This window comes from Pantoea sp. 1.19 (assembly GCF_001922585.1).
Classification (GTDB): domain Bacteria; phylum Pseudomonadota; class Gammaproteobacteria; order Enterobacterales; family Enterobacteriaceae; genus 1-19.
The window spans coordinates 506616-530731 of record NZ_MRBS01000001.1 but is presented as its reverse complement, the minus strand read 5'-3'; the positions used below and the strand labels follow the sequence as shown (position 1 = coordinate 530731).

21 protein-coding genes and 2 pseudogenes are annotated in these 24116 nt (G+C 55.0%); 3 read left to right on the top strand and 20 right to left on the bottom strand.

Annotated elements, in window-relative coordinates; all coding sequences use genetic code 11:
* The first annotated feature begins 393 nt into the window (after positions 1-393).
* Positions 394-1233 carry a transcriptional regulator gene (locus BS626_RS02795; protein ID WP_075180861.1) on the top strand — a complete coding sequence of 280 codons (840 nt, stop codon included), beginning with the start codon at positions 394-396 and terminating at the stop codon, positions 1231-1233.
* A 1-nt stretch (position 1234) separates the two neighbouring features.
* Positions 1235-1699 carry a hypothetical protein gene (locus BS626_RS02790; RefSeq protein ID WP_075180860.1) on the top strand — a complete coding sequence of 155 codons (465 nt, stop codon included), beginning with the start codon at positions 1235-1237 and terminating at the stop codon, positions 1697-1699.
* A gap of 151 nt (positions 1700-1850) precedes the next feature.
* Here the strand turns inward: BS626_RS02790 and BS626_RS02785 are convergent, their stop codons facing one another.
* The 11 genes from BS626_RS02785 to BS626_RS18545 all read right to left on the bottom strand — a co-directional run bounded on the left by BS626_RS02785 (position 1851) and on the right by BS626_RS18545 (position 13518).
* Complete coding sequence (locus tag BS626_RS02785) at positions 1851-3104, bottom strand: HlyD family secretion protein (protein ID WP_139308744.1); 1254 nt, start codon at positions 3102-3104, stop codon at positions 1851-1853.
* Between the two features lie 4 nt (positions 3105-3108).
* Positions 3109-3843: a hypothetical protein gene (locus tag BS626_RS02780; protein ID WP_075180859.1), complete on the bottom strand. Its 735-nt coding sequence runs from the start codon at positions 3841-3843 to the stop codon at positions 3109-3111.
* Entirely contained in the window at positions 3843-5909 is a 2067-nt protein-coding gene (locus BS626_RS02775; protein WP_256374840.1) for a peptidase domain-containing ABC transporter, read from the bottom strand. Before BS626_RS02775 ends, BS626_RS02780 begins: the two co-directional genes overlap by 1 nt.
* 106 nt (positions 5910-6015) lie before the next feature.
* Positions 6016-6201 (bottom strand): hypothetical protein, encoded by a 186-nt coding sequence (locus tag BS626_RS02770; protein ID WP_075180857.1) that lies wholly within the window; start codon positions 6199-6201, stop codon positions 6016-6018.
* A gap of 195 nt (positions 6202-6396) precedes the next feature.
* Positions 6397-6597 carry a hypothetical protein gene (locus tag BS626_RS02765; protein ID WP_075180856.1) on the bottom strand — a complete coding sequence of 67 codons (201 nt, stop codon included), beginning with the start codon at positions 6595-6597 and terminating at the stop codon, positions 6397-6399.
* Between the two features lie 42 nt (positions 6598-6639).
* Positions 6640-7308 carry a hypothetical protein gene (locus BS626_RS02760; RefSeq protein WP_083615876.1) on the bottom strand — a complete coding sequence of 223 codons (669 nt, stop codon included), beginning with the start codon at positions 7306-7308 and terminating at the stop codon, positions 6640-6642.
* On the bottom strand, positions 7299-8936 hold the full coding sequence (locus BS626_RS02755) for a hypothetical protein (RefSeq protein ID WP_075180855.1): 1638 nt from the start codon (positions 8934-8936) through the stop codon (positions 7299-7301). Before BS626_RS02755 ends, BS626_RS02760 begins: the two co-directional genes overlap by 10 nt.
* Complete coding sequence (locus BS626_RS02750) at positions 8905-11511, bottom strand: CS1-pili formation C-terminal domain-containing protein (RefSeq protein ID WP_139308743.1); 2607 nt, start codon at positions 11509-11511, stop codon at positions 8905-8907. Before BS626_RS02750 ends, BS626_RS02755 begins: the two co-directional genes overlap by 32 nt.
* A gap of 22 nt (positions 11512-11533) precedes the next feature.
* Positions 11534-12199 carry a hypothetical protein gene (locus BS626_RS02745; protein ID WP_075180854.1) on the bottom strand — a complete coding sequence of 222 codons (666 nt, stop codon included), beginning with the start codon at positions 12197-12199 and terminating at the stop codon, positions 11534-11536.
* A 54-nt stretch (positions 12200-12253) separates the two neighbouring features.
* Positions 12254-12883, bottom strand: a complete 630-nt coding sequence (locus BS626_RS02740) for a common pilus major fimbrillin subunit EcpA (RefSeq protein ID WP_075180853.1) — start codon at positions 12881-12883, stop codon at positions 12254-12256.
* A 419-nt stretch (positions 12884-13302) separates the two neighbouring features.
* Positions 13303-13518, bottom strand: a complete 216-nt coding sequence (locus tag BS626_RS18545) for a hypothetical protein (RefSeq protein WP_170870424.1) — start codon at positions 13516-13518, stop codon at positions 13303-13305.
* 54 nt (positions 13519-13572) lie between these two features.
* On the opposite strand from BS626_RS18545, the gene BS626_RS02730 reads away from it, so the two are divergent.
* Entirely contained in the window at positions 13573-14664 is a 1092-nt protein-coding gene (locus BS626_RS02730; protein WP_083615874.1) for a succinylglutamate desuccinylase/aspartoacylase family protein, read from the top strand.
* 226 nt (positions 14665-14890) lie between these two features.
* Here BS626_RS02730 and BS626_RS02725 read toward each other — a convergent pair whose 3' ends face one another.
* The 9 genes and pseudogenes from BS626_RS02725 to BS626_RS02695 form a co-directional block, all read right to left on the bottom strand.
* Complete coding sequence (locus BS626_RS02725) at positions 14891-15454, bottom strand: flavoprotein (RefSeq protein WP_075180851.1); 564 nt, start codon at positions 15452-15454, stop codon at positions 14891-14893.
* A 53-nt stretch (positions 15455-15507) separates the two neighbouring features.
* Entirely contained in the window at positions 15508-15969 is a 462-nt protein-coding gene (locus BS626_RS02720; protein WP_075180850.1) for a group II truncated hemoglobin, read from the bottom strand.
* 18 nt (positions 15970-15987) lie between these two features.
* The gene (locus tag BS626_RS02715) at positions 15988-16869 is read right to left on the bottom strand and encodes a GNAT family N-acetyltransferase (RefSeq protein WP_083615873.1); all 882 of its coding nucleotides are present in this window, start codon (positions 16867-16869) and stop codon (positions 15988-15990) included.
* Complete coding sequence (locus BS626_RS02710) at positions 16869-17996, bottom strand: acyl-CoA dehydrogenase family protein (protein ID WP_075180849.1); 1128 nt, start codon at positions 17994-17996, stop codon at positions 16869-16871. The genes BS626_RS02715 and BS626_RS02710 overlap by 1 nt, the downstream gene beginning before the upstream one ends.
* The gene (locus BS626_RS02705; protein ID WP_075180848.1) at positions 17989-18765 is read right to left on the bottom strand and encodes a thioesterase II family protein; all 777 of its coding nucleotides are present in this window, start codon (positions 18763-18765) and stop codon (positions 17989-17991) included. Before BS626_RS02705 ends, BS626_RS02710 begins: the two co-directional genes overlap by 8 nt.
* A complete protein-coding gene (locus BS626_RS02700; protein ID WP_075180847.1) occupies positions 18762-20378 on the bottom strand; it encodes a GMC family oxidoreductase in 1617 nt (538 codons plus the stop codon). The genes BS626_RS02705 and BS626_RS02700 overlap by 4 nt, the downstream gene beginning before the upstream one ends.
* Entirely contained in the window at positions 20378-21025 is a 648-nt protein-coding gene (locus BS626_RS18975) for a non-ribosomal peptide synthetase (RefSeq protein WP_170870423.1), read from the bottom strand. The genes BS626_RS02700 and BS626_RS18975 overlap by 1 nt, the downstream gene beginning before the upstream one ends.
* A gap of 135 nt (positions 21026-21160) precedes the next feature.
* Positions 21161-21349: pseudogene (locus BS626_RS19040) on the bottom strand (non-ribosomal peptide synthetase); the annotation flags it as partial.
* A gap of 80 nt (positions 21350-21429) precedes the next feature.
* Positions 21430-23451: pseudogene (locus tag BS626_RS02695) on the bottom strand (AMP-binding protein); the annotation flags it as partial.
* Positions 23452-24116 lie beyond the last annotated feature (665 nt).

Below are 24116 nucleotides of genomic sequence, written 5' to 3'. Positions count from 1 at the left end.
ATAATCGACAGTGAATGGAATGTTAAATAAATGAAAATAGTCGGCTCATGGATAAATGTTAAAAAAACAGGTTACCCGCCACAAATAACAAAAAAAACAACAGTAAAACAATGGAGAGCAATACAAGAAAAAAATGCGCCAGGCACGGAAAGCACTTAAACAAAAACTTTATCTTTAAATAATAGCCATAGATAAGAAAAAAATAAGAAAAGAGAGTATGGAGCTTAAGGAAAACTAACTAATACCCCCGGAGACTTCACACTTAATCGTTTGCAAATTAAAAAACCTGGCAGTAACATCACCTCCTTGATCAACAGAGTGAGAAAAGGAATCTGAACTCTGCACTCATCAATAAAAGATGATTAACATTGCTGAGAAGTAATAGGGATATCTATGCAAGAGCACTATCTGATAAATGGTAAGATTGAGTTTTATCCGGTTGCTAATATGTTAAATCCTCATGCTCACCCCGATGATAAAATCATTCTCAATTCGCCAGCCAGCCGCTGTTTTCTCCTGCTAATTCAACGTCACGGTACGGTGGTTAGCCAACACGATTTTATGGAAGAAGTGTGGAAAAAAAATGGCGTGATGGTTTCACCAAACACCTTTTATCAAAATATTTCTATTTTAAGAAAAGGATTGAAGGAGGCGGGACTGGAAGAAGAGATCATCATGACCATCCCCAGAATCGGGCTTACGCTGTCAGAGTCCTGTAGCATTCAGCAGGTCAATGATGAAAGTAACGCTCCCAACCCCGGGCCGACAGCGACAAGTGACACCGCACCGCGTGTTGATGATCCCGCGGACAGCCGGGCCAAAAGAGCGGCAAGCCGGCTGCATCCATCCGATGCATTCACCGATAGCCAGCCGCAGACTGCCCAAAAAAAACGCAAGGTTACCCGCATCGTTTGCTTCAGCCTGCTGATGGCAATTCTCCTTATCGCGGTGGTTTCCGTACAGTACTACACCACGCCTAACGATTTGCAACAGTACATTCCCTTTAGTCAGGAAAAGACCTGTAAAATATTTCTCTCGCCTAACCAGACAGATAAGACGCTACAGAGCCGATCGCTGGATTTTGCAAACAATTTCACTCAGGCATGTCATGAGTATCCGTGGATCTATGTGGATGCCTTTCCACAGCTGGCTGAGGTTTCCGTATTAAGGTGCAGCACGCAGGCGGGCATAAAAGGCATATGCATCACAGATTATTTCAAGGAGGAAGAATAACGTGTTTAAAATAAGGGCCACCCTGGTCATGCTTATCCTGTTACTGCTTATCGCTGCAGGATACCTCTACTCGCTCAGCCAAGGGGAAAAGTTTAGCTGCACCGCCTATTATGTACAGCATAGTCAGGACGCAAAAATGGATTTATTTCTCAGCTACTCCTTTGGCAAGCGACGCGGCCTTTTATGTATCAATGGCAAAATGCACCTTGCGGATGGTGAAACTAAAAACATCTCCCGCAGGGTGTTGTTCAATTATAAAAGAGAAAATCAGTACTATATGCTAACGTCGGAAAGCAGTATCCGAACCTCGTCGGATACGGTGGATAATCCGACGATAAAAAAAAACCTGTCGGACTTTTATGTTGAGAGTGGGAAAAGTATGTTTATGCGTATCGTCTATCAGCGAAGCGGGCAATACTTTTTCTATAACGATCCGGTGATTGCCTACAGCTGTAAGAAAAATTAATCCACGCCGGGGCGGGAACGCTTGCGCGGCGCGCGCCCTTGGCGAGCCGGCCGGCCACCTCCGCGAGGCTGCACCCGATGGCTATCGCCGCGGCCGGGAAGCGCGCGGCGGACAGACGCGTGGTGGCCACCGGGGTTCCCGCCTCTGCCGGTCAGGTAAGGAAGCGCTGTCGGGCGCGCTCCAGCGGCGCGATCAGTAAGATAATCAGCGGGCGCGAGTCAACGTGTATGTCCGCATAGATCTTCATCCCGCCCAAAATCAGCCGCCGCCGGTGCGTCGGGTCGGTGAAGGACGCGGGCAGCTTGACGCGCGCCAGGTAGTAGGTTTGCCCTTGTTCAAGCGGAATCAGGGCGGAGCGCGGATCGATGTTCACGGGGTAAAACGCCTCCAGCGTGGAGGTCAGACTGCCGTACTTATCCACCGGCCAGGCGTCAAAGCGGACATTGACTTTATCGCCCGGCTTGATCCGCCCCGCCCCGGTAGAGGGAATGTAGAGATACCCTTCCAGAGGGCTGCGGGTATCGTGCCGGATGACCACCACCACTTCATCATCCTGCCTGACCGCCTTACCCGGTGGGAAATTAATCGCGACAACGTAGCCATCGGTGGGGGCCAGCATCGACAACGATTTATTTCCCTGCGTCGCCATGATTCGTTCAATTTCGCTGTTGCGGTTCTTCAGGTACAGCATTTGCGTCGACAGGTCGTCAATTTGATACTGGGTATTATCCATCATGGCGGTTCGGTTACTTTGCAGTTGTAAAATGGCCGACTCTTCCAACTTCAGGTTTAGCTGCGCATTCAACACTTCATTTTCTCTTTGCGTAATCTCCAGCTTTGATACATAGCCCTGCGAGACCATTTTTTTGAAAGAGCGGAAGGTCTCCTCGCTGTTGTTGACCAACTCCCTGGCTTTGATCACCTTCACTTTAGCCGCCGCTATTTGCGCGTCGATCGCCGCCAGCTGGCTGACCTGATTGCTTTTCAGGTTGGCAATCGAGGTCGTCATGCTGTTTACCCTGGCCGTATTGCGTTTTGCCTCATCAACATAGTGCTGGGACTCATACTCCATCACCGACCCCTCTTTCCCGCCGTAGTCCTGGGAGAGCGTGAAGAGTATCTGGTTGGCCTTCACGTACTCCCCTTCTCTTATCGGCAGCGCCACTATGGTGCCGGAGACCTTCGCGCGAACCTGGATATCGCCTTTGGCGGTGATCACCATGCCCTGCGCCAGGGTGGTTTCAGAATAGGGGACAATACAACTGTAAATAAAAAGGCACAGAAAGAAGGCTGAAAACAGGAGCAGCGAGGCGCGCAGGCCGGGTAAATTGATATCGTATATTTTGGCATAGGCGCGTTTGCCCACCCCTGGCGAATGTCTTTTTTTATCTCTGATCGTTATCATTTTTTCATCCATGAAAAAGTACCGCAAGGTCATCCCAGCATCCCCATGACGCCGGTGACTGAAGCAGAGCGTGAAAATTTTCTACCGCCGCCTCTCGCCAGCTGGCCGGGGTCTGCGATAGCCCGGTAATGCGGAAGGCGTGCGGTGAAAAGAGATGATGCGGTATCAGCGTCTGCACCTGCAGCCCGAGCCGCTGTATCACCCGGTCAGAGACCTGCGTCAGCATGCAGCGGTTACCATTGATGTTGAGAGGAAATAGGGGCGACTGCGGCAGCCGCTCGTCAAGAAAAAGGATCACCAGCAGCGGACGATGCAAAAAAAAGGAGCGTCCGGCCGGCGGTTTCAGGGCAAAGAGCCGCTGGTAGAGGGGATCTTCCGTCAGCAGAACAATGTCACAGCAGGCGGGAGCCAGCTGGAAAAGCGTGGCCAGAACGGTTTCGAGGCCGTTCCAGCGCAGCAGCGGCATCAGGGTTCGGTGACGAAACAGCGCGTGCTCGTCGGCCCAGCGTTGGACCGTCTGTCGGTTGTCCGCGCTGAGAAATTGCGGCCAGCGCTGCGCCGGCAGCGGATGCACGCGGAACGACAGGCATAATCGCTGCGCCATATTCTGTACGAACAGCTCCCCGGGAGTGGACTCCCCGCTGGCGTGCGTCAGCTGCAGATAATTGTGGTGGAAACGCTCGGCGGCAAAACTGTGCTGCGATCGAGCGGCTAACCAGTGGAAGAACCGGTCGCGCATCACGGCTGCTCCCCGGCAGCGTGCCGCGTCGCGACGCCGTTTTCCAGCGTGATAAGCTGTCCTGACTGGTAAACCATTTCCGGAGAGTGGGTCACAAAGATCAGCCCAATATTGAGCTGCCGAAGATTCGACAACAGCGCGGCGGCGGTTGTTTTATCCAGGTTTGCCGTCACTTCGTCACACAGTAACCAGCCGGGTCTGGCATAGAGCGCTCTCGCCAGGACCAACCGCTGCACCTCCCCCGCTGAAAAGAGTGGATTACCGGGGATAAACGGCGTGTCGTAGCCGTGGGGCAACGCGCGAATCACCTCATGGATTTCGGCAACCCGGCACGCCGCAATCGCCTCTTCCAGCGACGGTTCCGGCGAGAAACCGGAGATGTTTTCCAGCAGGGTGCCGCTAAAAAGCTGATCGTCGGCGTGCACAATGCGGATGATGGTCCTTAATTCTCTGAGTCGGTAGGAGGCAAGGGGAAATCCATTAAAAATAATCGCCCCGCTGACCGGCTGCAAAATGCCACTCACTAACCGCAGTAGCGTGGTCTTACCGGATCCACTTTGCCCTATGATCACCGTTTCTTGTTCCGGAGAAAACGTCAGCGAGATGTTTTTCAACACCGGCTGCTTACCCGGCCAGGCAAACGTGACGTTATCAAACAGCAGCGAGCTGGGCGGTTCCGCACTGCGCTCGCCAAAAACGTCTTCGTCTGCAGGATAGCTTACCAGATCACCAATACGATCCAGTGGGCCTTTGAGTGCATTCTTTTCCAGATATTTATGTGCAAAGTCGATCATCGCATCAGAGAAATATCGCTTGTAACTGATATAAGCGATCAGCATACCAATGGTCATTTCGCCGTGCAGGATCGCCCACGCCCCCATACAGACCACGGCAAGCTGTTCAAGATTAATGACCACCACCGAGGCCGCATCGAATCTCGCCAGCAGGCGCTCTTTTTTCATTAGCGCGCCGATGTGTTTCCTCATCGCCTTATCAATCACGCCGTTGATATTGTGCAGCATATTATTCGCTTTTAAGGTTACGATCCCTTTTTGCGTTTCTACCAGCAGAGACTCATACTCAGCCGTTTTATTGATTGAGTTATCGACTGCGCGCTGGTAGGGGACAATCAGAGAAAAACGAATAATAAAAAAAATGGACATCAGTAACAGAGTGACGACGGCGATGTGTACGCTGTAAAACAGCATAAATATCAAACTAAAAAAGCTGATTAGCAGAGAGAATAACATCGCGACGTAGCCATTACTGATGAACTCTGCGCAGCTGTGTAGCGATTTTTCAATCGCCAAAATGATGCCCACCGGGCGGGTACGAAACCAGCTGTTCTGGGCGCGCAGTAAGTAGCGCCGAATCGACTGACTGAGCTCATCGTAGGCAAAGTTCCGCATACAGATTTCGAGAATTTGCTTCAGAAAACGGTTCACCACATCAAAGATGAAGACAATGGCAAACGCGCAGGTTAACAACACTACCAGATCAAAATCATTTCTGGCAATAGCCTCATCCAACACCAGCTGGATATATGAGGGAGAAATAAGCATGATCAGCAGCGTAAAAATCGAAAAGGTTAATAACACCACCTGACGCTGAGCTAATTTTGAAATGTTGTTTGCCAGCTGCCCGAGCGTAAATACCGCATCAGCTTCTCGCTTGGTAAACGTCGCTTGCGGTCGAAGTTCGAGGATATATCCCGAAAAAAGCCCTTTTGCCTCGCGATATTTGTAGCGTCGGATACCGCTGGCCGGATCGTGAATCACCATCCCGCGCTCATCGGCCCGCACGATCACCACGAAATGGTTATTACGCCAGAAAGCGATGACCGGTAAATGCGTTTTTTTTATTTCTGTCACTTCGCCCTGAAGGATCCGCCCCTCCAGGCCCTTTTCGGCCGCCCAGTTGGATAACGTCGCCATCGACGTACCGGCGTCTTCGGACACCTCGTATTCGCGGCGTAGCTGACTGATAGACGTATCGTGACCATAGTGACCCAAAATCATGGCCAGACACGCCAGGCCACATTCTGTGTGCTCGTACTGCCGAATCATGGGGGTTGGCGATGAAGAACGCGATTGAAATATAGAAAACATGTTATCCTGGCGATGTTGAAACAATGACCCGAAATCGGGTCATTGAATTAATTTATTATTTCATTCAGGCTGAGAGGAAGCCGTTGATAAAACCGCCGACCAGTCCGAAGATCCCACCAATGGTACCGCCCAGTGGGCCTAACAGTTTATTGCCGGTTTCATAGGCCTTTTGTGCACCGGCGATAGCCTGGCCAAAGGGATCCCAACCGCCAATGACTTTTTCTGCGACTTTCATTTTTACAACGTTCATGATATGTCCTTATATTCGAGTACACCTTTCAGGTGTGTATAATTAACGTATCATAGCCCCATGATGCCCTAAAAAGCGTAGGCCCCCTTGCAACGTTTCAGGGGTATATCTTACTTTATCCGACATTAAATCATCGGGCTACGAAACTCAGCCGTCTGCGATTAGCATGACCGACTGATAGCAAAACTGCCGGTGTTATTTGTCTGCCGGCATGCCGACAAACCCGCCCACAAAGCCAAGGACGCCGCCGACAATGCCGCCAACCAGCCCGCCAAGCATTCCCATGATGCCGGCGCCGGTTTGGTAACCGGAAGTGATGCCACTCACCAGGCCAGAGATGGGGTTAAGCGCGCCGCCAACGAGTTTATCAGCTACTGCCATATCTACGTATTTCATAGTCAATTTCCTTATAAATTAAAGTGCCTTATTTCATTACCCTTACGACTTTGCCAGGCACGTTGACAAAGTTAATATACTGTTTTTATAAATAATCACCCGATTTTCTTTCGTCTCCTCATCGCTGAGCGACAGTGAGGCACCGGGTGGTAAAAATGTAGAGTGGCTATATCCCGACTGACAGTGCTTAGACGACATGTATTTAAAATAGGTATTACCCGTATTTGTAATCGTTCGATTTTGATAGCGATACGCGAACCGCTCAGATTTCGGCCTGACAATCATGATCGCCTTAACAATAATCCGATAATCGTAATACAGCTCCTTGTGAGACAATGTTACTTTATCAGTTTGCAGCGGAGTTTCAATAAAAGTGATCCTGAAGTATCTCTCTTTGTTATCATTTTTGCCGTTATAATAAAACTTAAAACCACTTCTTTGTTCTGATTTCAGAATCAGTTTTTGCGGTGAGTAGAGTAGCGAACCATCATTGATGACGGTTTCAGTTCCTTCTGCACGCGGCGTGCTGATTTGAACCACATTGACGGTGTAGGCTTTGGCACCGGTAGTGCGATTGGCAATGCTGACGAACTTTACGCCTTTTTTGGGAAGCAGATCGATATTGAGATTTTCAATAAATAACGCATTACAGGTTCCACTGGTTAGCAGCAGACTGAACGTAAGCAGTAATCCCGGCAGCCTTAATTCCATGTGGCGGAGACCTCCACCGTCCCCTGCGCGCTGACGATGCCATCCCACAACGTGCCGGAGTACGTTTTTGTCGTCACAGGATCGTTCATCGGAAACTCGAGTATCAGCGGAGTTTGCCAAACGTTCAGGGCCCCTACATTAAAATTGTCCTTTTTTAACCACTCCCCCGGTGCGGTGGCCGGAGCCGCGACGGGAAAAGATTCTCCCGCGCAGTTGTGCGCGTACTTTTGCCGCGAAGCGCCAATCAGCACATCGCCAGGCACAGGCACAGCAATACCGGCTGCCGCCCCCGAACCGGAAAACAGACAATAGTTTTTACCCTTTAAGGCGCGCGACGGACCGGTCACGCGGACGCTGACGGCAACCGCCGGGTCTTCAGAAATCGTATAGATCGTATAAGGGATCGTAATGGGGCTCGCACTGCCCACCGTCCCCTGACCGCTGGCGCCGTAGCCTTTCGGATCGAGCGTGTAGTCGGGATTATCGGGTTTTATCTCAATATTGGGCTCCATCGGGTCAATGTTCATCCCGTTACCGGGGTGAAAACAAAAATCCGCCCCGATCGTCATCATTGGTTTGCTAATGCAGAGGGTGGCAATGTCCGTCAGGTCCGACTCCTGGCCGCTTAGCGCGACCTGCTTAATAAAGTCGTTAGGGAAAAACATCTTCAAACTGGCGGTTCCGCCAGCTTTTGCCGCCTGTTGCATAAAGCTGTCGGCAAATATCATGCCGTTTCCCACGCTGGCGTTGGATAAGCTATACCAATTTTTTTCATCAAACGTTAGCGCGATGGTGAGCCCGGAAGACTGAAAACGATTCAGCGCGTCATTGACGTCAGACACCGTCATCGACAGCATGCCGGCGTAAGGCGTCACCGAATTCCCCTGATAGCGGTACTTCATTACCTCACACAGCTGTCCTTTCAGCGCGATATATTGATAGTCAGTACAGCGCTGCCCCGTGGTACTGTTTTTTAAAGAAATTTCCCCGGTGATCGGATCGATCAGAAACGCCAACTTTGCGGAGTTATCGAGATAGAAATCCCCCACTTTCATCAGGCTATTATTTTGGGTAGAGAGCGGGATGTCGCTTTGCTCATTTTCATAGGGACTGGTGCTGATGTTGACGATGGCACCGCTGCCCAGCGACAGCAGTTTATTAAAGAAAGGGCTGCTCAGGGTCAGTCCAACCTTACCGTACAGTCCGCCAATCGGGTTATAGGGTATCGTCATCTGCGAGGAGGAGGTTTTCAGCGCGGGTTTATATCCGCCGCTGCACGATGAGCAGTAGCTGCCGGTAAAAGGGATGTCAGAAAAATTTGAGATAGCGTAGCGCCATACGAAGGGGTCCGTGAGCCGGCCAACGCCAGAATTGTTAACAGAGGTTGGAACATAAGTGGCTACGGTGAGCGACGTGTTGCTGCTCAGTATCGGATACTCCAGCGATCCCACCAGCTGGGCGCTGTCTAGATAGACTTCGTTCAGGCTGAAGATAGCCGCGCTGTTTGCCCCGAGGGTGGCACCGCTGTTGTGAAACGCCACAAACGGCAGCGTTTCATCCGCCTTCGCGCTGATGGCAAGGGTCATCAACAGAATGTTAAGAGCCTTTTTTCTCAGTTCCACTTTCATTTTCCCTCACGCCGTGCGGAGATTGTTTGACATAATTTTGCTGGCCACAGGCCACATCACCCAGCCACAGGGCCCCTTCTTTATTCTGCGTATTGACATTAATATCAACGCTGCACACTCCTTCATCGTTATTAGCAAAACTCAGCTGCGGCGCATCGCGATCGATATCGATGACGAAGCGACCGTTCGCATCCGTTTTCGCCAGGCCGATTTTATTTTTTATCTCACGGTTGGCCGCCACAGAACCGTCATTGTTCATCAGCCTGCCGAAGACGGTGATGATTTTCTTCACTTCCGGCTGCATATACACTACGTTACCCGGATAGACGGTAATCGTTTTACGCGAGCCTTCATTAATGTCATAACTTTCCAGCGTATCCTCGTTATTGAGGATCTCCATTTTATATTTTGCGTAAGGGGGCAGAGAGACGTAGTTTCGGTTGCCCGTCAGAAGCTTTTTACTGCCATCAATATCCAGCGTTAATCTTTCCCCATGGCCCAGCCCGGTATCAATTAACACCCCGGCACTCTCACGACCTTTCCCGGCACCGACGTGCGTGCCCGCCCAGGCGACGGAGCCCTGGCTGGTTAAGGTGCTGTTCCAGCCGGCGGCATTATCGGTCTGATAACTCAGCGCGTTGCTGTTATACGGCGTATCGAATCCTACCGTAGCGCCACCGGTCACCGAACGCTCGGTATCGCCGCTGAATGATTTAGAGATATTAGCCGAGGCATTTTTTAAATAATCGCCCTGAAAATCATGGCTGGCATTAACATTCAGCGCCGTCCCGCTCTCCTTCGAGTGGGATACCCCCATTGAAACGGTATTACCGAGCGGCACGGAATAGTCGAGCATCACATAGCGCTCACGTTCGTTAAAATGATTGTTGCGGCCATACCCGCCATAGCTGTTGCTGTTGTAACTGATCCCGGTACGCAGGCGCACGGATCCATAGCGGCCGGCGTACAATCCCTGCGAATAGCTCAAACGGCGTCTTTTGTAACCGTATACGCTGTCGCGATCCTCACTCCAGCTAATGACACCGCCGGAGGCGGCACCCATGGAGGGCAGATTAATGGAGATCCCCCAGTTGCTGCCTTTATTTTCATATAACGAGAGGAAACGACCGCTGTGCAACTGGCTGCGGTTGTACCAGATGTTGCCAATATTAAAAGGCAGCCGCAGTGTGCCGCCGTAGTTACCGCGCCATGAGCCGTCAGAGGCGCTCATCGCCTGGGTATTGATCGATAGCCAGCGGCTGAGGTTCGTTGATGCCCAGAGCTCAGAGATGATGCGATTTTTGAGCATGTAACCGGACAGGCTCCAGTCAACGACGCCGAGACTTTTTCCGACGGACATTCCAATAAGCGACATCATCGCTTTATCCGTCGCGCTGTTGACCTGCCGATGGTCCGCGTTATTCTCCTCTTGATGGCGATAGTCGTACACCCTATCGCGATTATACGCGCCTCCCCACAGCTGCCACTTCAGTGAATCGGGCATATCGGCAGAAAAAGGCTTATTGATTTGGAATATTTCACGCGACACCGTGCGCGCGCCGCTCACCACTTCTACCTCCACGGAATAGATACCGTACGGCAATACCGAGGTGTCGATTTCATGGCTACCGACGGTAAAGCGCTGGATGCTGAGCAGATTGCCATCGCGGCGTATCCTTGCCTCGCCGGCCGTGGGGAAAAAGACCACGACCGGGGAGAGTGAGAGCGCCGCGTTTCGCTTACGGGAGTTTGCTGCGTTACCGAGTGAAAAGCCGTAGATTTCACCGCCGGTCAGCGCACTGACGGAGGCCACCGACTGCATCCCCCAGTTATCCAGCATACCGCCAGCAAGGCGAAAGCCTTTATAATCCCGTTCCATCAGTGCAGCATTAATGCGTCCATCCCGATCGGAGGAGAAACTGTTGCCGGTATAGAGTGAACCGTTCAGGATCAGGTGATCGACCCCAACTGAACTGGTCGAGTTGAAATTGACATAGGCCGAGTTTCGCGTCTCACCATGGGATGCGTGAGTCGTGTACCCGCCAAAATCATATGCCAGTGTGCCACTTGGCGAACGCGTGGCTGGCTCATCGATATCATATTCCCGCGGTGTAATTAATGCTGCAAAATTATCCCGACTAATGTTCAGGATCAATTGCATTTTTTTCCCGTCCAGCGTAAACCAGGCATCTTTAGAGATAGGCAGTTTCATCTGCTCATCAAATACTTCATTTTTATTTTCACTGATTTTCTCAATGAGCGCGTCCTTGAGATGAATTTTGTTATCATCGTCATTTGCAATTTTAACGTTCTTTAAAGCCAGCTTTCCATCTGTTATAAATAATGTGGCCGTACCTATTTGTACAAAGGTATGTTCCTGCGGGTGTTCGGCAGTCACCGGCTTATTATTTATCAGCACCGGCAGGGCGATACCGCTTTGCAACATCTCATAAAGTGCCCGGGGAAAACGATAGCCATCGATGATATAAGAGGGTGTATGAACATCAGCGCTGCCTGCCATAGCCACCGGTGCGACTACAGCGGTGAGCATGGTAAGCGTAATGTTTTTATTCACTGCATCACCTTTTTGTCGGATATTAATTTACAGGAATAAACCTTTCGTTATCCCACAGACTAAGGTGAGCCCCTTTGCTGCGTAAATTTACCTGTTTGAGATGATATGTTCGCCCCGGTAGAACATAGAATATTTCCCGACACTCTTTTTTATCATGCAGGCATTCGCCGATGGCCGTTCCCCGCAGTGAGGCATTGCCTTTATTTATTACACCATCTGACACAACGCCGAAATCGATACTCTTTTCTCTGGGCTGAACGACTAAAATGGTACTAATGATTGCTCTGGCCTGGGCTTCCGCATATTTTTTTTCGTTTTTTGTTTGCGCGTCGCTGATCGGCTCGTCGGTAAAGGTGATTCGATAATAGCGCTCTTTGGCATCACGTTTACCCTGATACCAGAACTTAATGATGTTTTTTGTGTTGCCTGGCATCATTAACTGTGAGGGGGAAAGCAGCAGCTCATCTTCTTTTCCAAACGGAATAACCACACCGCTGCTTAGCGGCGTGTCGATGCGTTCAACTTTGACACCGATCATGCGGCCCATAGGGGATTCATTTTTTATCTCTTTGCCGACCAGATCTTTATCTGAAGGGATAAACGTCGTAACGCTTCCGACATTGATAGCGTTAGCCACGGTGGGAAAAATAAAGATCACCAGCAGCGCAATAACAGGCCTGATAAACATGTGATTTCCTTATCATCATAGACAGCCAGAGAAGAGACTCTGGCTGCATTACGATTACTTGCTCCAGGTCGCGCGGAACGCCACGGCGACTTCACCCTGCCACATTCCGTCCGGCAGCTTGTCAAAGGTGGTCGCCGTGCTGCCGTCGCTGGTTGCACTCACGATTTGAAACTTGAAGTTATCGCGGGCGGTCAGTTCGGTATCCGCCGGCGATCCGGCTGACGTGGTCAACGCCCAGAGGCCGCTACCGCTGCCGATTTCCTGCGCGGAATCCACTAACGTTGTCCAGTTGGCATCTTTACCTACGCCGCCGTTACCGCCTTTGGAGGAGCCCAGTTCCGTACCGCCCCAGTAGGCGCCGACGGCCACGGTCGAGGTATCACCCAGTGAACGCAGCGTATTGTTGCTGTCGTCTACGCGCGCTTCCAGCTTGAATCCCGTTGCCGCCGAATGATCGCCGCGAATTGCGACATCAAAGGTACCGGTGTCCTGATTGAAGGATTTAGTGGAAGCAGCGTAATTAAACTGCAGCGCCCGCGTGGGCGTCACCACCAGTTCATTGGTGGTATTTTTTTTCGCTTCTGCCTGCCAGATGGCCGTTGACATCGCGGTTGATGCCGCCATTGCGCCGCTCACTGTCGCCAGACTGCCTAAACCTATCGCGGTAATTACCAGCTTTTTCATTTATTATTTCCCTTTAATAATGCGAGTTATTGCATTGCAGCGGCTTTCAGGCCTGCACCTTCACTTTCAGCCGCTCGTCTGTTTATCCGAACAGCCCGGTCCGAATGAAACCCCGCCAATATAATCAGCACCCTATTTTCAGGATACTCATTTTGCGCGAAAATCAGACAAACAAGGAATCTTCGTTATCTCAACTGGATGAATTAAATGTCGTTTTTTAATTAACCCAATAGTCATACCGTAGTCGGGTTTCCAATTATCAAGGTGAAAACACAACAATACGCGCGGTATGCGCCGTGAAGGCCGGGCTGAGCCGGTTTGCGTTGCGGGGTCGCCAGCCGCGGTAGCGCGCTTTGTCGGTGGTTTTTTCTCTGCTACGTGCTCACGGTAACAGCGCCTGCCGGGCCCTTTTCCTGGTCTCACCGCGGCCCCGTTATCGGCGCACCGCTCTTATCGCTCTTATCGCTCTTATCGCTCTTGCCGCTCTTATCGCTCTTATCGCTCTTGCCGCTCTTGCCGCTCTTGCCGCTCTTGCCGCTCTTGCCGCTCTTGCCGCTCTTGCCGCTCTTGCCGCTCTGCCGCCAGCTTATCCAACTGCCGTTGGCATACGCGGTACCTCCGGCCTTGATAAGCACACACTCCTGGTGTAAAGAGATGTGTTCCACTGTTTTACTAACAGGATGAGTTAAATGCGTTTATTGGCATGTACGATCGGTTTGACGCTGATGGGTTCCGTGGCCCACGCAGCGACGCAATACAACGGCGATAAAGTACAGGGCGTGCCGGTGATCACCGCGCTGGACGTCTCCGATCTTGCCGCCGGCAAACATCGTTTCATGTTTGAGGGGGTGGAAACGGGGACCGGCCAGCGCTGGTATGTGCCGATCATGGTGGCCAGGGGGGCGTCCGCGGGGAAAAAGGTGCTGCTGCAGGCCGGCGTGCATGGCGATGAGTTGAACGGCGTGCGGATCGTGCAAAAAGCGCTGGACCAGCTGGATCCGGCCACTATGCGGGGGACGGTCATCGGGGTGATCGGTCCGAATCGCTCGGGCCTTGAACGCGTCTCGCGTACCTGGGCGATGGCCACCGACGGCGGTGATAGCGTCGATTACAACCGCGTTCATCCGGGCAAAGAGCACGGCAACGCGCCCGAGCGCCAGGCGTGGCTGATGTGGAATAAGGTCTACCGCAACAACGTAGACGTGGCGATTGATTATCACACCCAGTCCACCGGGACCGCCTATCCGCTCTTCATCTACGCCGATTACCGTCAGCCGGAGGTGCAGACCCTGGCCGAGCTGTTCCCGGCCGATCAGATTAAGAAAGATCCCGGCGAGGCCGGCTCGGTGGAAACCACCTTTGTCAGTCAGGGCATTCCAGCGATCACCGCTGAGGTGGGGGAGCCGCGCGTGTATCAGCAGGATATGATCGATCGCGGCCTCCAGGGTGCGCTAAACGTTCTGATTCATTACAAGGTGATCGACGGGCAGCTGGGCGCCACGGCGCAGAGTCACGCGAGCTGGATCGGGAATGAAATCAGTTCCATCCGCGCCACCACCGGCGGATTTGCGGAGATCCTGGTTCGCGTGGGTGACACGGTAAAACAGGGACAGCGCGTGGCGCTGCAGCGCAATGCGTTTGGCGATGTCGTAGCACACTACACCGCCGACCGCTCGGGCAAAGTGCTGGCCGTGGGGACCGATGTGGTGCGTGAACCCCGGGCGCTGCTGGTGAGAATCCTGGCCAAAAATCCCGCAGACCGCTGCCGCAACGGCTGCTGAGGCGGATGCCGGCGGCGCTGGCCCGATAGGCGGCCCATTCACGCGAAGGCAGGCCCCGGGCTCAGACAGTGGCGAACGCCACCCTGGCCGACAGCCACGGCTGCAATCACGCCACCAGCCCCCCTTCCGGCGGAGGACGCCGTCGTCCTCCGCCGTCAGCCGCCGTGAATGCCGCGGCGCGCTGGCATGATGGGCGGTCCACTCACGCGCAGACGGGCCCGCGCGCTCAGACAGTGGCGGACGCCCTGGCCGACAGCCGCCGCTGCAGCCACACCACCAGCCTCTCCTCCGGCGGGAGCGACGGATGGCGCACCCGTTTGTTGAGTGCCGTATCGTGATGTTCCACCCACGTAGGCTCACAGACTTCATAGCCGTCTTCACGAAGCTGGGCGACATTACGCTGAACCGCTGGCCGCTGCCACATCACGCCGCCCATCGCCGGAAAGAAAATCACCGGGAACGTCGCCGCCATGATAACCACGGCCAGACGATTGGGCGCGGCCCCCTGGGCCACCTGGGCTAGGATATTCGCCGTGGCGGGCAGCACCAACAGCAGGTCGTGGTCAGCCACGATTTTTGACGGTTTATCCGTCGGCCAGTCGGTCGGAGATTCTCCGGCGATCACCCGATCGGCCCAAATGTTCAGCGTTTCTGCAGGCAAAAATTGCCCGGCAGTGTGCGTCATCAGCAGCGTAATCGTACAGGGGAACGCGGCTTTTATTGCCCGAAGATAGCCGGGTAGCGCAGTGACATCCACCGAGCCGGTGGCGCCAATCAGGATGCGTAGCATGGTGTCATTCCAGTCAGGTAACAAAAGCGGGCCCGCAGGCCCGCACGGCGGGATCAGAGCGTTCCCGGTGGCGCCTCTCCCCAGCCCCACAGCTTCACACTTTCCCGTTTTGAGCGCGCACCGGGCTGCGAGTTGGCCTGCGCGCGACGCGAACCAAACTCAATGTAGCCTGCAAACGCGGAGCGAAACTCGGGGTCTTCGGGCAGATTGACTTCATCCGCACTCTCCATCATCAATGCTACCCAGCGCTGACGCTGCGCCGGTTGAATCGCCCGCCCGCGATGTTTCGCAACCATCCCCTTAAAACCGCCGCGGTGGGCCGTGTAATTTGCCTCCCCGCCCAGGACTTCTTCCAGCCAGATTGCCACGTGCTCCGGATGATCGGCATGCATATGCTGAAACATTGGCGCCAGCAGCGGGTCCTGTTCCACTTTGCGATAAAAGGTTTGCATCAGTTTAAGCAGCACTTCCCTGCCCCCCATCCATTCAAAAAGCGTCGGTGTGTGTTCGGTCACAGGCTTGATTCCTCATGGTTAACCCAGTTCGAGCGAGGCGATGGCACAAATTCCCTGCGGTGCGCTGACCGGCGGTGTGCCCCGATACATTCGGCAGGTGTGAAACAGCGAGGTAAACCCCCACTGCTGCAGGCGCTGTAAAAAAGCGGTTTGTTGTTCAGGCACGTCGAGCGTTACCGCCGTCCCGGCCGGCAGCGCGTTAAGCGCAGCGGTAAACAGTGCCTCTGCCATGGCCGGATCGTCGGCGTAAAGTGGCCCCAGACGATATCCCTCATCGGCGGGACGCAGCGCCACCAGCCCAACCACCTGCCCCGCGATCCTTACGCAAAACGCCAGTCGCCCGTCACCGCTGAACCAGTCGCGAAGCAGCGCCGAACGGCGATAGCCCACTTTTTCGGCATCGAGTCGGGCCACGGCCGCATCGTCTGACGGCGCAACGGGGGCAATCTGCGGGCTGTGGGGGGAAGCAAAAGCCTTACCACAGAGGCGCCAGGTGTGGTAATGGGTTTTGAACCCCCATCGGGCATAGTTTTTTTCCTGCTCTGGCATGCCATCCAGTCCGATGCAGCGCGCTCCCGCATGATCGATCGCATGGCTCCACAATTTCAGTCCCCATCCGCGGCCGCGAAAAGCGGGATGCACGATGTAGTGCCCTAAATGCGCGTAGTCGTCGGCGAGATTGGCAACGGAGACGGAGGCCACCACGCGATCGTTACAGCGATGGACAAAAAAGCCCTCACTGTCCGTTTGTTGAAAGCGCTGGCTATCGCCCTGGCCCAAATTCCAGCGCTCCGATCGCGCCATCGCTTCCACTTCCCGCCAGTCGTCCTGGCTGGCAACGGTAATCTGACACGACATCCGTTGTTCGCCCGGATGGTCAATCACGGTATCTTTCATCATTAAAGCCCCATGGATTTGCTGATCAATTCTTTCATGACTTCGCTGGTTCCGCCGTACAGGGTTTGTACCCGGCTGTTTACCCAAGTCTTACCGACCAGGCCGTGGCGTAAATAGCCGCTGCCGCCGTGAAGCTGTAAACAGGCATCGGCGACTTTCCACTGCAGCTCGGTGGTCCACAGCTTGACCCGTGCCGCATCGGTCACGCTCAGCGCGCGCGCGTTAAATGACGCGATCGCGTCATTGAGATAAATGCGGGCTATTTTGACTTCGGTATCCAACTCGGCCAGGCGGAAACGGTTACTCTGGAAGGACCCCACTGACTGACCAAACGCGCGGCGCTGTTTCACGTATTCCAGCGTGTGCGCCAGCAGACGCTCTGCCGTGGATACCGCCACCGTCGCGATGCTCAGGCGCTCGCGCGGCATCCCCCCCATGAAATAGAGATTGCCCAGATTTTCTTTGCCCAGCAGATTACCGCAGGGAACGCGACACTGTTGAAACGTCAGGTTTGCGGTATCGCTGGCATGCCAGCCCAGTTTTTCCAGCGGCGCACTGCGGCTAAATCCATCATGATGGCGTTCTATCACCAGCAGACTGATGCCCTGTCCGCGATCCGCGGCGGAGGTCCGCACCGCGGTCAGCACCAGATCCGCCTGTACTCCATTAGTGATAAAGGCTTTCTGTCCGTTGACCACATAGTGATCGCCTTCTCTGACCGCCGCGGTTGTCAGCGCTGCCGCATCCGAGCCGCCCTGCGGTTCCGTCACGGCAATGGCGGCGATCAGCTCACCGCGCAGCAGCCCCGGCAGCCAGCGCTGCTTTTGCTCTTCGCTGCCGAGCTGGCTGATATAGCTGGCAATCACGTCGTTGTGGGCAATCACAACGGGCGCGGTCATGTCCGCTCGGATCAGCTCGTCAGTCAGCACGGCGGCGTAGTGAAAATCAGGCTGCTGCCCGCCGCCCCAGCGGGGGTCTTCCCCCAGTCCCAGCAAACCTGCCTCCCCAGCCCGCAGCCAGAACGTGCGGCTGACGCATCCATCACGCTCCCAGTCGGCAATAAAAGGGACCGCTTCCCGGGCCAGAAACGCCCGGCAGTGCTGGCGAAATGCCTCCAGTGAATCAAACATAGCGGCACGCCTCCCCGGTCTCTGCTGCTCGGGGGAGGCCGCTACGCAGACCGGCACGGTGGAACAGCGCGTTGACGGTATTGAGATGTTGATAGACGGCAAAGTGGCCGCCGGGAATCTCAGTTATCTCCGTTAGCGCGCGGGTGTGCTGCTGCCAGGCAGACTGGGCAGCGAGTGGGACGTGCACATCTTCACGGGCCGAGATAAGCACCAGCGGTTGCGCGACCTGCAGATGGCGATAGCGTAAAAACTGCTGCCGCAGCAGGTAATCTGTCCGCATCGCGGTCACCAGCCGGCGGGCCATCGCCGCTTCATTTAAAATGGCTTCCGGCGTGCCTTTATCTTCCCGAATCCGCGCCAGGATTTGCGCATCGGACCACTGATGGCGATCGTCTTCCGTCTGTATTGACGGAGCAACCGATCCCGAGAGAATTGAAAAGCTGGGCTGGCGCTGAAACGTCGTGGCCAGCACGTCGGTCACCAGCAGACTGATCACACCGCCAAAGCTGTGGCCGAACGTAATAAAATCGCCGCCGGACTGTTCAGACGACGTCAGCAGGCCGTCTATTTGTTCAGCCAGCCGCCACACCAGCGTCATCAGATCCGTTGGCGGCTTCTCCTGCGATAGCGAATCGCGCCCGGGAATAGCCAGGGGACAGAAGCGCAGGCCGGGATCGCCAGCTAACTGCCGCGCCCAGGGGCGGTAGACGCCTTCCCCCGCACCGGCGTGCGGGAAGGCAAAGACAGTACGTAATGGTTGCGATTTCACAATCGATACTCCTTGAGCAGATCGGCGGCCAGCCGCTCGGCGACCATCGCCGTAGTCAGATTGGTGGGCATAGAAGGAATGCAGGGAAACAGTGAGGCATCGGCCACGGTGAGGTGCGAGACACCGAGCACGCGCCCGTGCTCATCCGCTGCAATATCCGCGGTGCCCGCCGAGCCCATTCTCACCGTGCCGCACGCGTGCCAGCCGGGACTGACCAGATTTTTCACCGCGTTGTGCAACACGTCGTCATTGTCGATCATGCCGGCGTTCCAAAACTGGATGCCATCCAGACAGGCGTGGAGTTCGGGATGCTGTAGCAGCTGCCACATTTTACGCACGCCGCCCGCCAGCCGCCGGATATCTTCCGGATGGCGGGTCAGAGGCAAATCAATCGCTGGCAGATCGCTACTGTGACGAGAGCGGATAAAGACCCGCCCGCGCGCCTGCGGTCGCATAAGCATCACCGAGGCGCCCACCAGCGAAGGATAGGCGGTCCGGTTAAGGAATCCCGGTACGGTGTCACTGGCGATGTTATTCATTAATCCCAGCTGTACATCGACCTGGTGGTCCACGCCGCTGGCCAGTCGGGCGGCCGTTTGCCGCCAGGGCGTCTTGACCCGACTATTTTCAGCACGCGGTAGCGCCCACAGCACCACTGACGCATGATCGGAGAGATGATTGCCAATAGCAGGATTATCCGCCTGCACCGGAATGGCATGCCGCTGCAGCAGGCGCGCATCGCCTACGCCGGAGCGCTGCAGCAGCGCCGGCGAACCGACCGCTCCAGCACAGAGCACCAGCTGGGTCCCGCGGAAAAGGTGATGTTTCCCTGCACAGCGTATTTCGATGCCGCTGGCGCGCTGCCCATGGAACAGCACGCGCTCCGCGGTAGCCCGGGTGATGACATCTAAGTTCTTCCGCCCACGGGTTGGCATCAGATAGGCACGGCAGAAATCGTAGCGTTCGCTACCGCCTAATACATTGGCCGGAACCGCTCCTACTGCCGGCTGTTCACCCGCATTAAAATCCGTCACCCAGGGCGTGCCCTGCGCCTGGCAGGCGGTGGCGAACGCCCGCTCTACCGGCAAAATGTCCGCGTCAGCGGGGCGGCGTATCGTCAGCGGTCCACTCCCGCCGTGCAGCGCGCTGTCACCGCAATCGCGGTCATTTTCCAGCATTTTGTACCAGGGAAGTACCGCAGGCCAGTCCCAGCGCGGAGCACCTGCCGCCGCCCAGCAGGCAAAGTCGCCGGGAAAACCGCGCAGTGCCACCGCGCCATTAATGGCTGAGGATCCTCCCAACACCTTCCCGAGTCGGTAAGCAAACGGCTTGCGGCGGCTTCCCGGTATCAGGGGGGCTTCCTGTTCCCCAATGGCCGGGGCGAAGCGATCGCCGCCGTGGACGTTCGCTTCGTATGACCAGTTGTAGTGTTCCAGAACCAGGCGTGAGGCATCGTTCAGCGGGCTTTGGGCCTCACGCGCCTGCGAGTCTTCACCGGATTCAATTAACAGGACCGTGGCATGTTCGTTCGCTGACAGGCGCGAGGCCATGACGCAGCCCGCGGTTCCGCCGCCAACCACAATAAAATCATAGTGCTCACGATAAGCGGTCATCAGGCCACTCCCGATGCGCAAACGCGCGGCGTGTCAGCCAGAATGCGGGCAAAATCCCGGACGGAGGCATTCATAAACAGGCTTTCTATCATCTCCTGCTCGCGGGAGGGATCGACCTGGAACGCCGCCCGCAGCGTGGCGAGCAGGCTGACCGCATGCAGGGAGTCGCCGCCGATGTCAAAAAAGCCGTCGGTGATGCTGAACTCACTGTGCTCCATCTCTTCCTGCCAGAGGGTCAGCAAAAAGGCCTCACGTTCACTGCCTGGCTGGGCAGTCTCATCGCCGCAGGCGCTCCAGACCGATGGCAAGGCATTTCTGTCCACTTTGCCATTGGCTGTCAGTGGAATACGTTCCACAAAGGTGTACCAGTTGGGCAGCATATAAGCGGGCAATAATTGCTGCGCCAGCTGCCGGTATTCAGTTTCACGATCCCGACCGGCCTCTCCGGAATCCACAATCCATGCTGCCAATTGCTTGTGGCCGGTTTTCGGATGGGTTGAAGTATGAATAACCACGTGGCCCGCGTTGGGATGCTGCAGCAGAGCCGCTTCAACCTCGCCCAGCTCAATGCGGTAGCCGTTAATCTTGACCTGGTTATCTTCACGTCCCAGAATTTCTATCTCGCCGCTGGCCTGATAACGCCCCAAATCCCCGGTTTTATACAGGCGTTCGCCGCGCAGGGAATGGTCGATGAAACGCTGCGCAGTGCGGTGCGGATCGCCAAGGTAGCCCTGCGCAACGCCGGCACCGGCCAGATAAATCTCTCCGGTCGTCCAGTCCGGGCAGATTTCGCCAGCTTCATTGAGCACGTAACACCGCTGATTGGCGAGCGGATGGCCGTAGGGGATACTGGTCCAGCCAGGATCGATGTCGCCAATCGGGTAGATGATTGACCAGATAGAGCCTTCAGTAGCCCCCCCGAGGCTGATGATCGCCGCGCGCGGGAGACGCTGCCGAATCTGGCCCGGCAAATCAACGGGGGGATCCAGTCGCCGCTCATCAGAATCAGCCGCAGCGCGCTGCCCTGTAGCGCCTCTCCACCCTGCTCAATCAGCGCTTTGACCGGCGCTGGAACGGAGTTCCAGAGGGTTACTTTCTGCTGCTTAATGGTATCGGCCCAGGCTTTCGGATCGGCCAGCGCATTCGCCGCGGCAAACACCAGACTGCCGCCGGCGCCCAGCACGCCAAAATAGTCATAGACCGAGAGATCGAATCCGGCGGGCGCAACCGAGAAAACGCGATCTTCGGCGCTAACCTGAAAGCGCTGATTGATATCAAGCAGCGTATTCACGGCGTTCTGATGGCTGATCATCACCCCCTTGGGTTCTCCGGTCGACCCCGACGTAAAGATCACATAAGCCAGATCGCTTACCTGCTGACGCGGTTGCCACTCAGGGAGCGCGGCCTGGGGGTGTGTTAGCATCTCCCCGACGGACAGCCAGGGCGATGAAGCATGAGGTAACGCTGCTTCTCCCAGCACGGCGCGGGCATCCGTCCGCTCAAGCAGACGACGCTTCCTCTCTTCCGGCAGCGCCGGATCCAGTACCACATAGGCCGCTCCGGCGAGTAAAACGGCCAGTATTGCTGACAGCATCCTCGGCCCCTGCGGCAGGGACACCGCAATGATGTCACCGGGCCGGACTTTGACCTGCGCCTCAAGCTGTGCCTGCCACTGCAAGGCCGTCGCCGCCAGCTGCCCAAACGTAATCCGCTGATTTTCCTGGATGACCGCCACTTTATCCGGGTTAGCCCGGGCGGCCTGCCAGAGTGACTGATGGAGTAGCCGCTGCGGGAAGACGCACCCGGTGTCGTTAGCCCGATCGCGCCGTTGCTGCTGCGCAGCAGGCAGCGGCACCGTATCGCTACCCCTTTGCCATACGGCGTGCTCTTCCGCGCAGCGGTAAAGTAATTGCCAGACGCTCTGGAACAGATCGTCAATCATCCCCTCAGGGAATAAATCGGCCACGTAATTCCAGTTCATCACCAGCTCACCATTAAGGATCATAAGCTGGTTTTCCAACCATACCCCTGGCGTCTGACTGCTACACCAGGCAATACGGGCCGTCCCTTCCCAGCCGGTGTCCGGCAGACAGCTGCGCAAATCAGCATCCAGCGTATTGCTGAACACGACCGGCAAGGAAAAGGCCCGCCCATCCTGATCAAGGCGGGTTTTATCCCGCAGCACCTGGATACCGTTGCAAGCACTGTGCAGTCGGTTTAACAGCAGTTCCGTCTGCAGATCGATCCAGCGTTCGACCAGGGTGGACTGCGGCGCCGGCGCGCAGGTCAGCAGCAGTGGTTGTAAAAAATTCCCCACCAGCGCGCTGACATCCGGCGAGAAAGGACGGCGGCTGAACTGGGTCAGGGTCAGTGAAAAAGCATCACGGCGGGACCATTTTTGCAGGACTTCTGTAAAAGCCCCCAGAAAAAGGGTCTCCAGGGTCAGCCCCACGTCTCCCGCGCGCGCGCGCAACTGGTTCACTAACCCGGCGGGTACCGTCCGCGCAATGCGCTGCATCCGCGGCTGATGAATACGTTCGGGAGCCTGGCGCAGCGGTAATTCCGGCGGGCCCGACAGGGTGGCAAGTTTGCTGCGCCAGTAGGTTACATCCCGCTGGCCCTCAGGCGTCAGCAGCAGTCGCTCTTGTAAACTGATGTAGGAGGGAAAAGACAGCTGAACCGGTTTAGCTTCACGCTGTGGTAAACAGTAAAACGTCCACCAGTCGCGTAATACCAGCTGAATGCTGAGCAGATCGAAGAACATCAAATCGAAGCAGAGATGCAGCCTTAACCAGCCTTCCGGCAGGCGCGTAGCCTGCACGCGAAAGGGCAGCGTACTGTCGGACAGCGCCTGCGCGGCATGCATTGCGTCGCGGGTGGCCTGCAGATAGGCACTGCGCGCCTCCTCGCTGAACCCGCACGTATCCTCAACGGCAAGCTGTACCGGAGGCACATGCTGGATAATACGCTGGCGCGCATTGTCCGTCAGCTCAGCCCGCATCATCGGATGGAGCTGAACAACCTGGTTTAACGCAGCAGCCAGTCGGGTTTCATCAGTCTTGAACACCTCCATTTCGATATAATGTTGCGCTGGTATGCTGCCCAGAGGCATTGCCGCGTTGCGGGCAATTAAGTAGGCATATTGCATATCGGTGAGCGGAAATCCCGTTACCGCATCGGCAGCATGCTCATCCACCGCGAGATTATCCAGCGGTTCCGGCAAGCGGCACTGATTAACCGCCATGATCTGTTTTACCAGTACGCGCGGGTTGTCCGGTAATAAAACGGTATTCGGTATCATCTGTCCGGGATTCAGCCGTAATCCCAGACTGGCGACAGCATCGCGAAAACGTTCCACTGCACACTCCTTATCATGCGAGCAAGATTGAGCGCAGTGGCAGACCGCCCGACCGGGCGGGAGTCACCACTGCGAATAAATAAAATTTATATTTAATGAAAAAAATAAATAGTAAAGCAATCAATCATTCAATGCTTTACTGAATTGTTATAATGTACGACGCACACCTTAGCGCCGTCAATAGTAAGCAATACTGATGTATATAATAAATTATTATATAGTTAAGAATATTCTTAACCGACTGAAATATACTATCAGACTGTTTTAATTGATATAAACAAGAAAAGCCCATAAGTCAGGGCGTAAACCCATCTTGAATTGATAAACATCGCCAAATTACCATTAGCAATATTTAACTTATCCAAACTCCCCGACTGTGC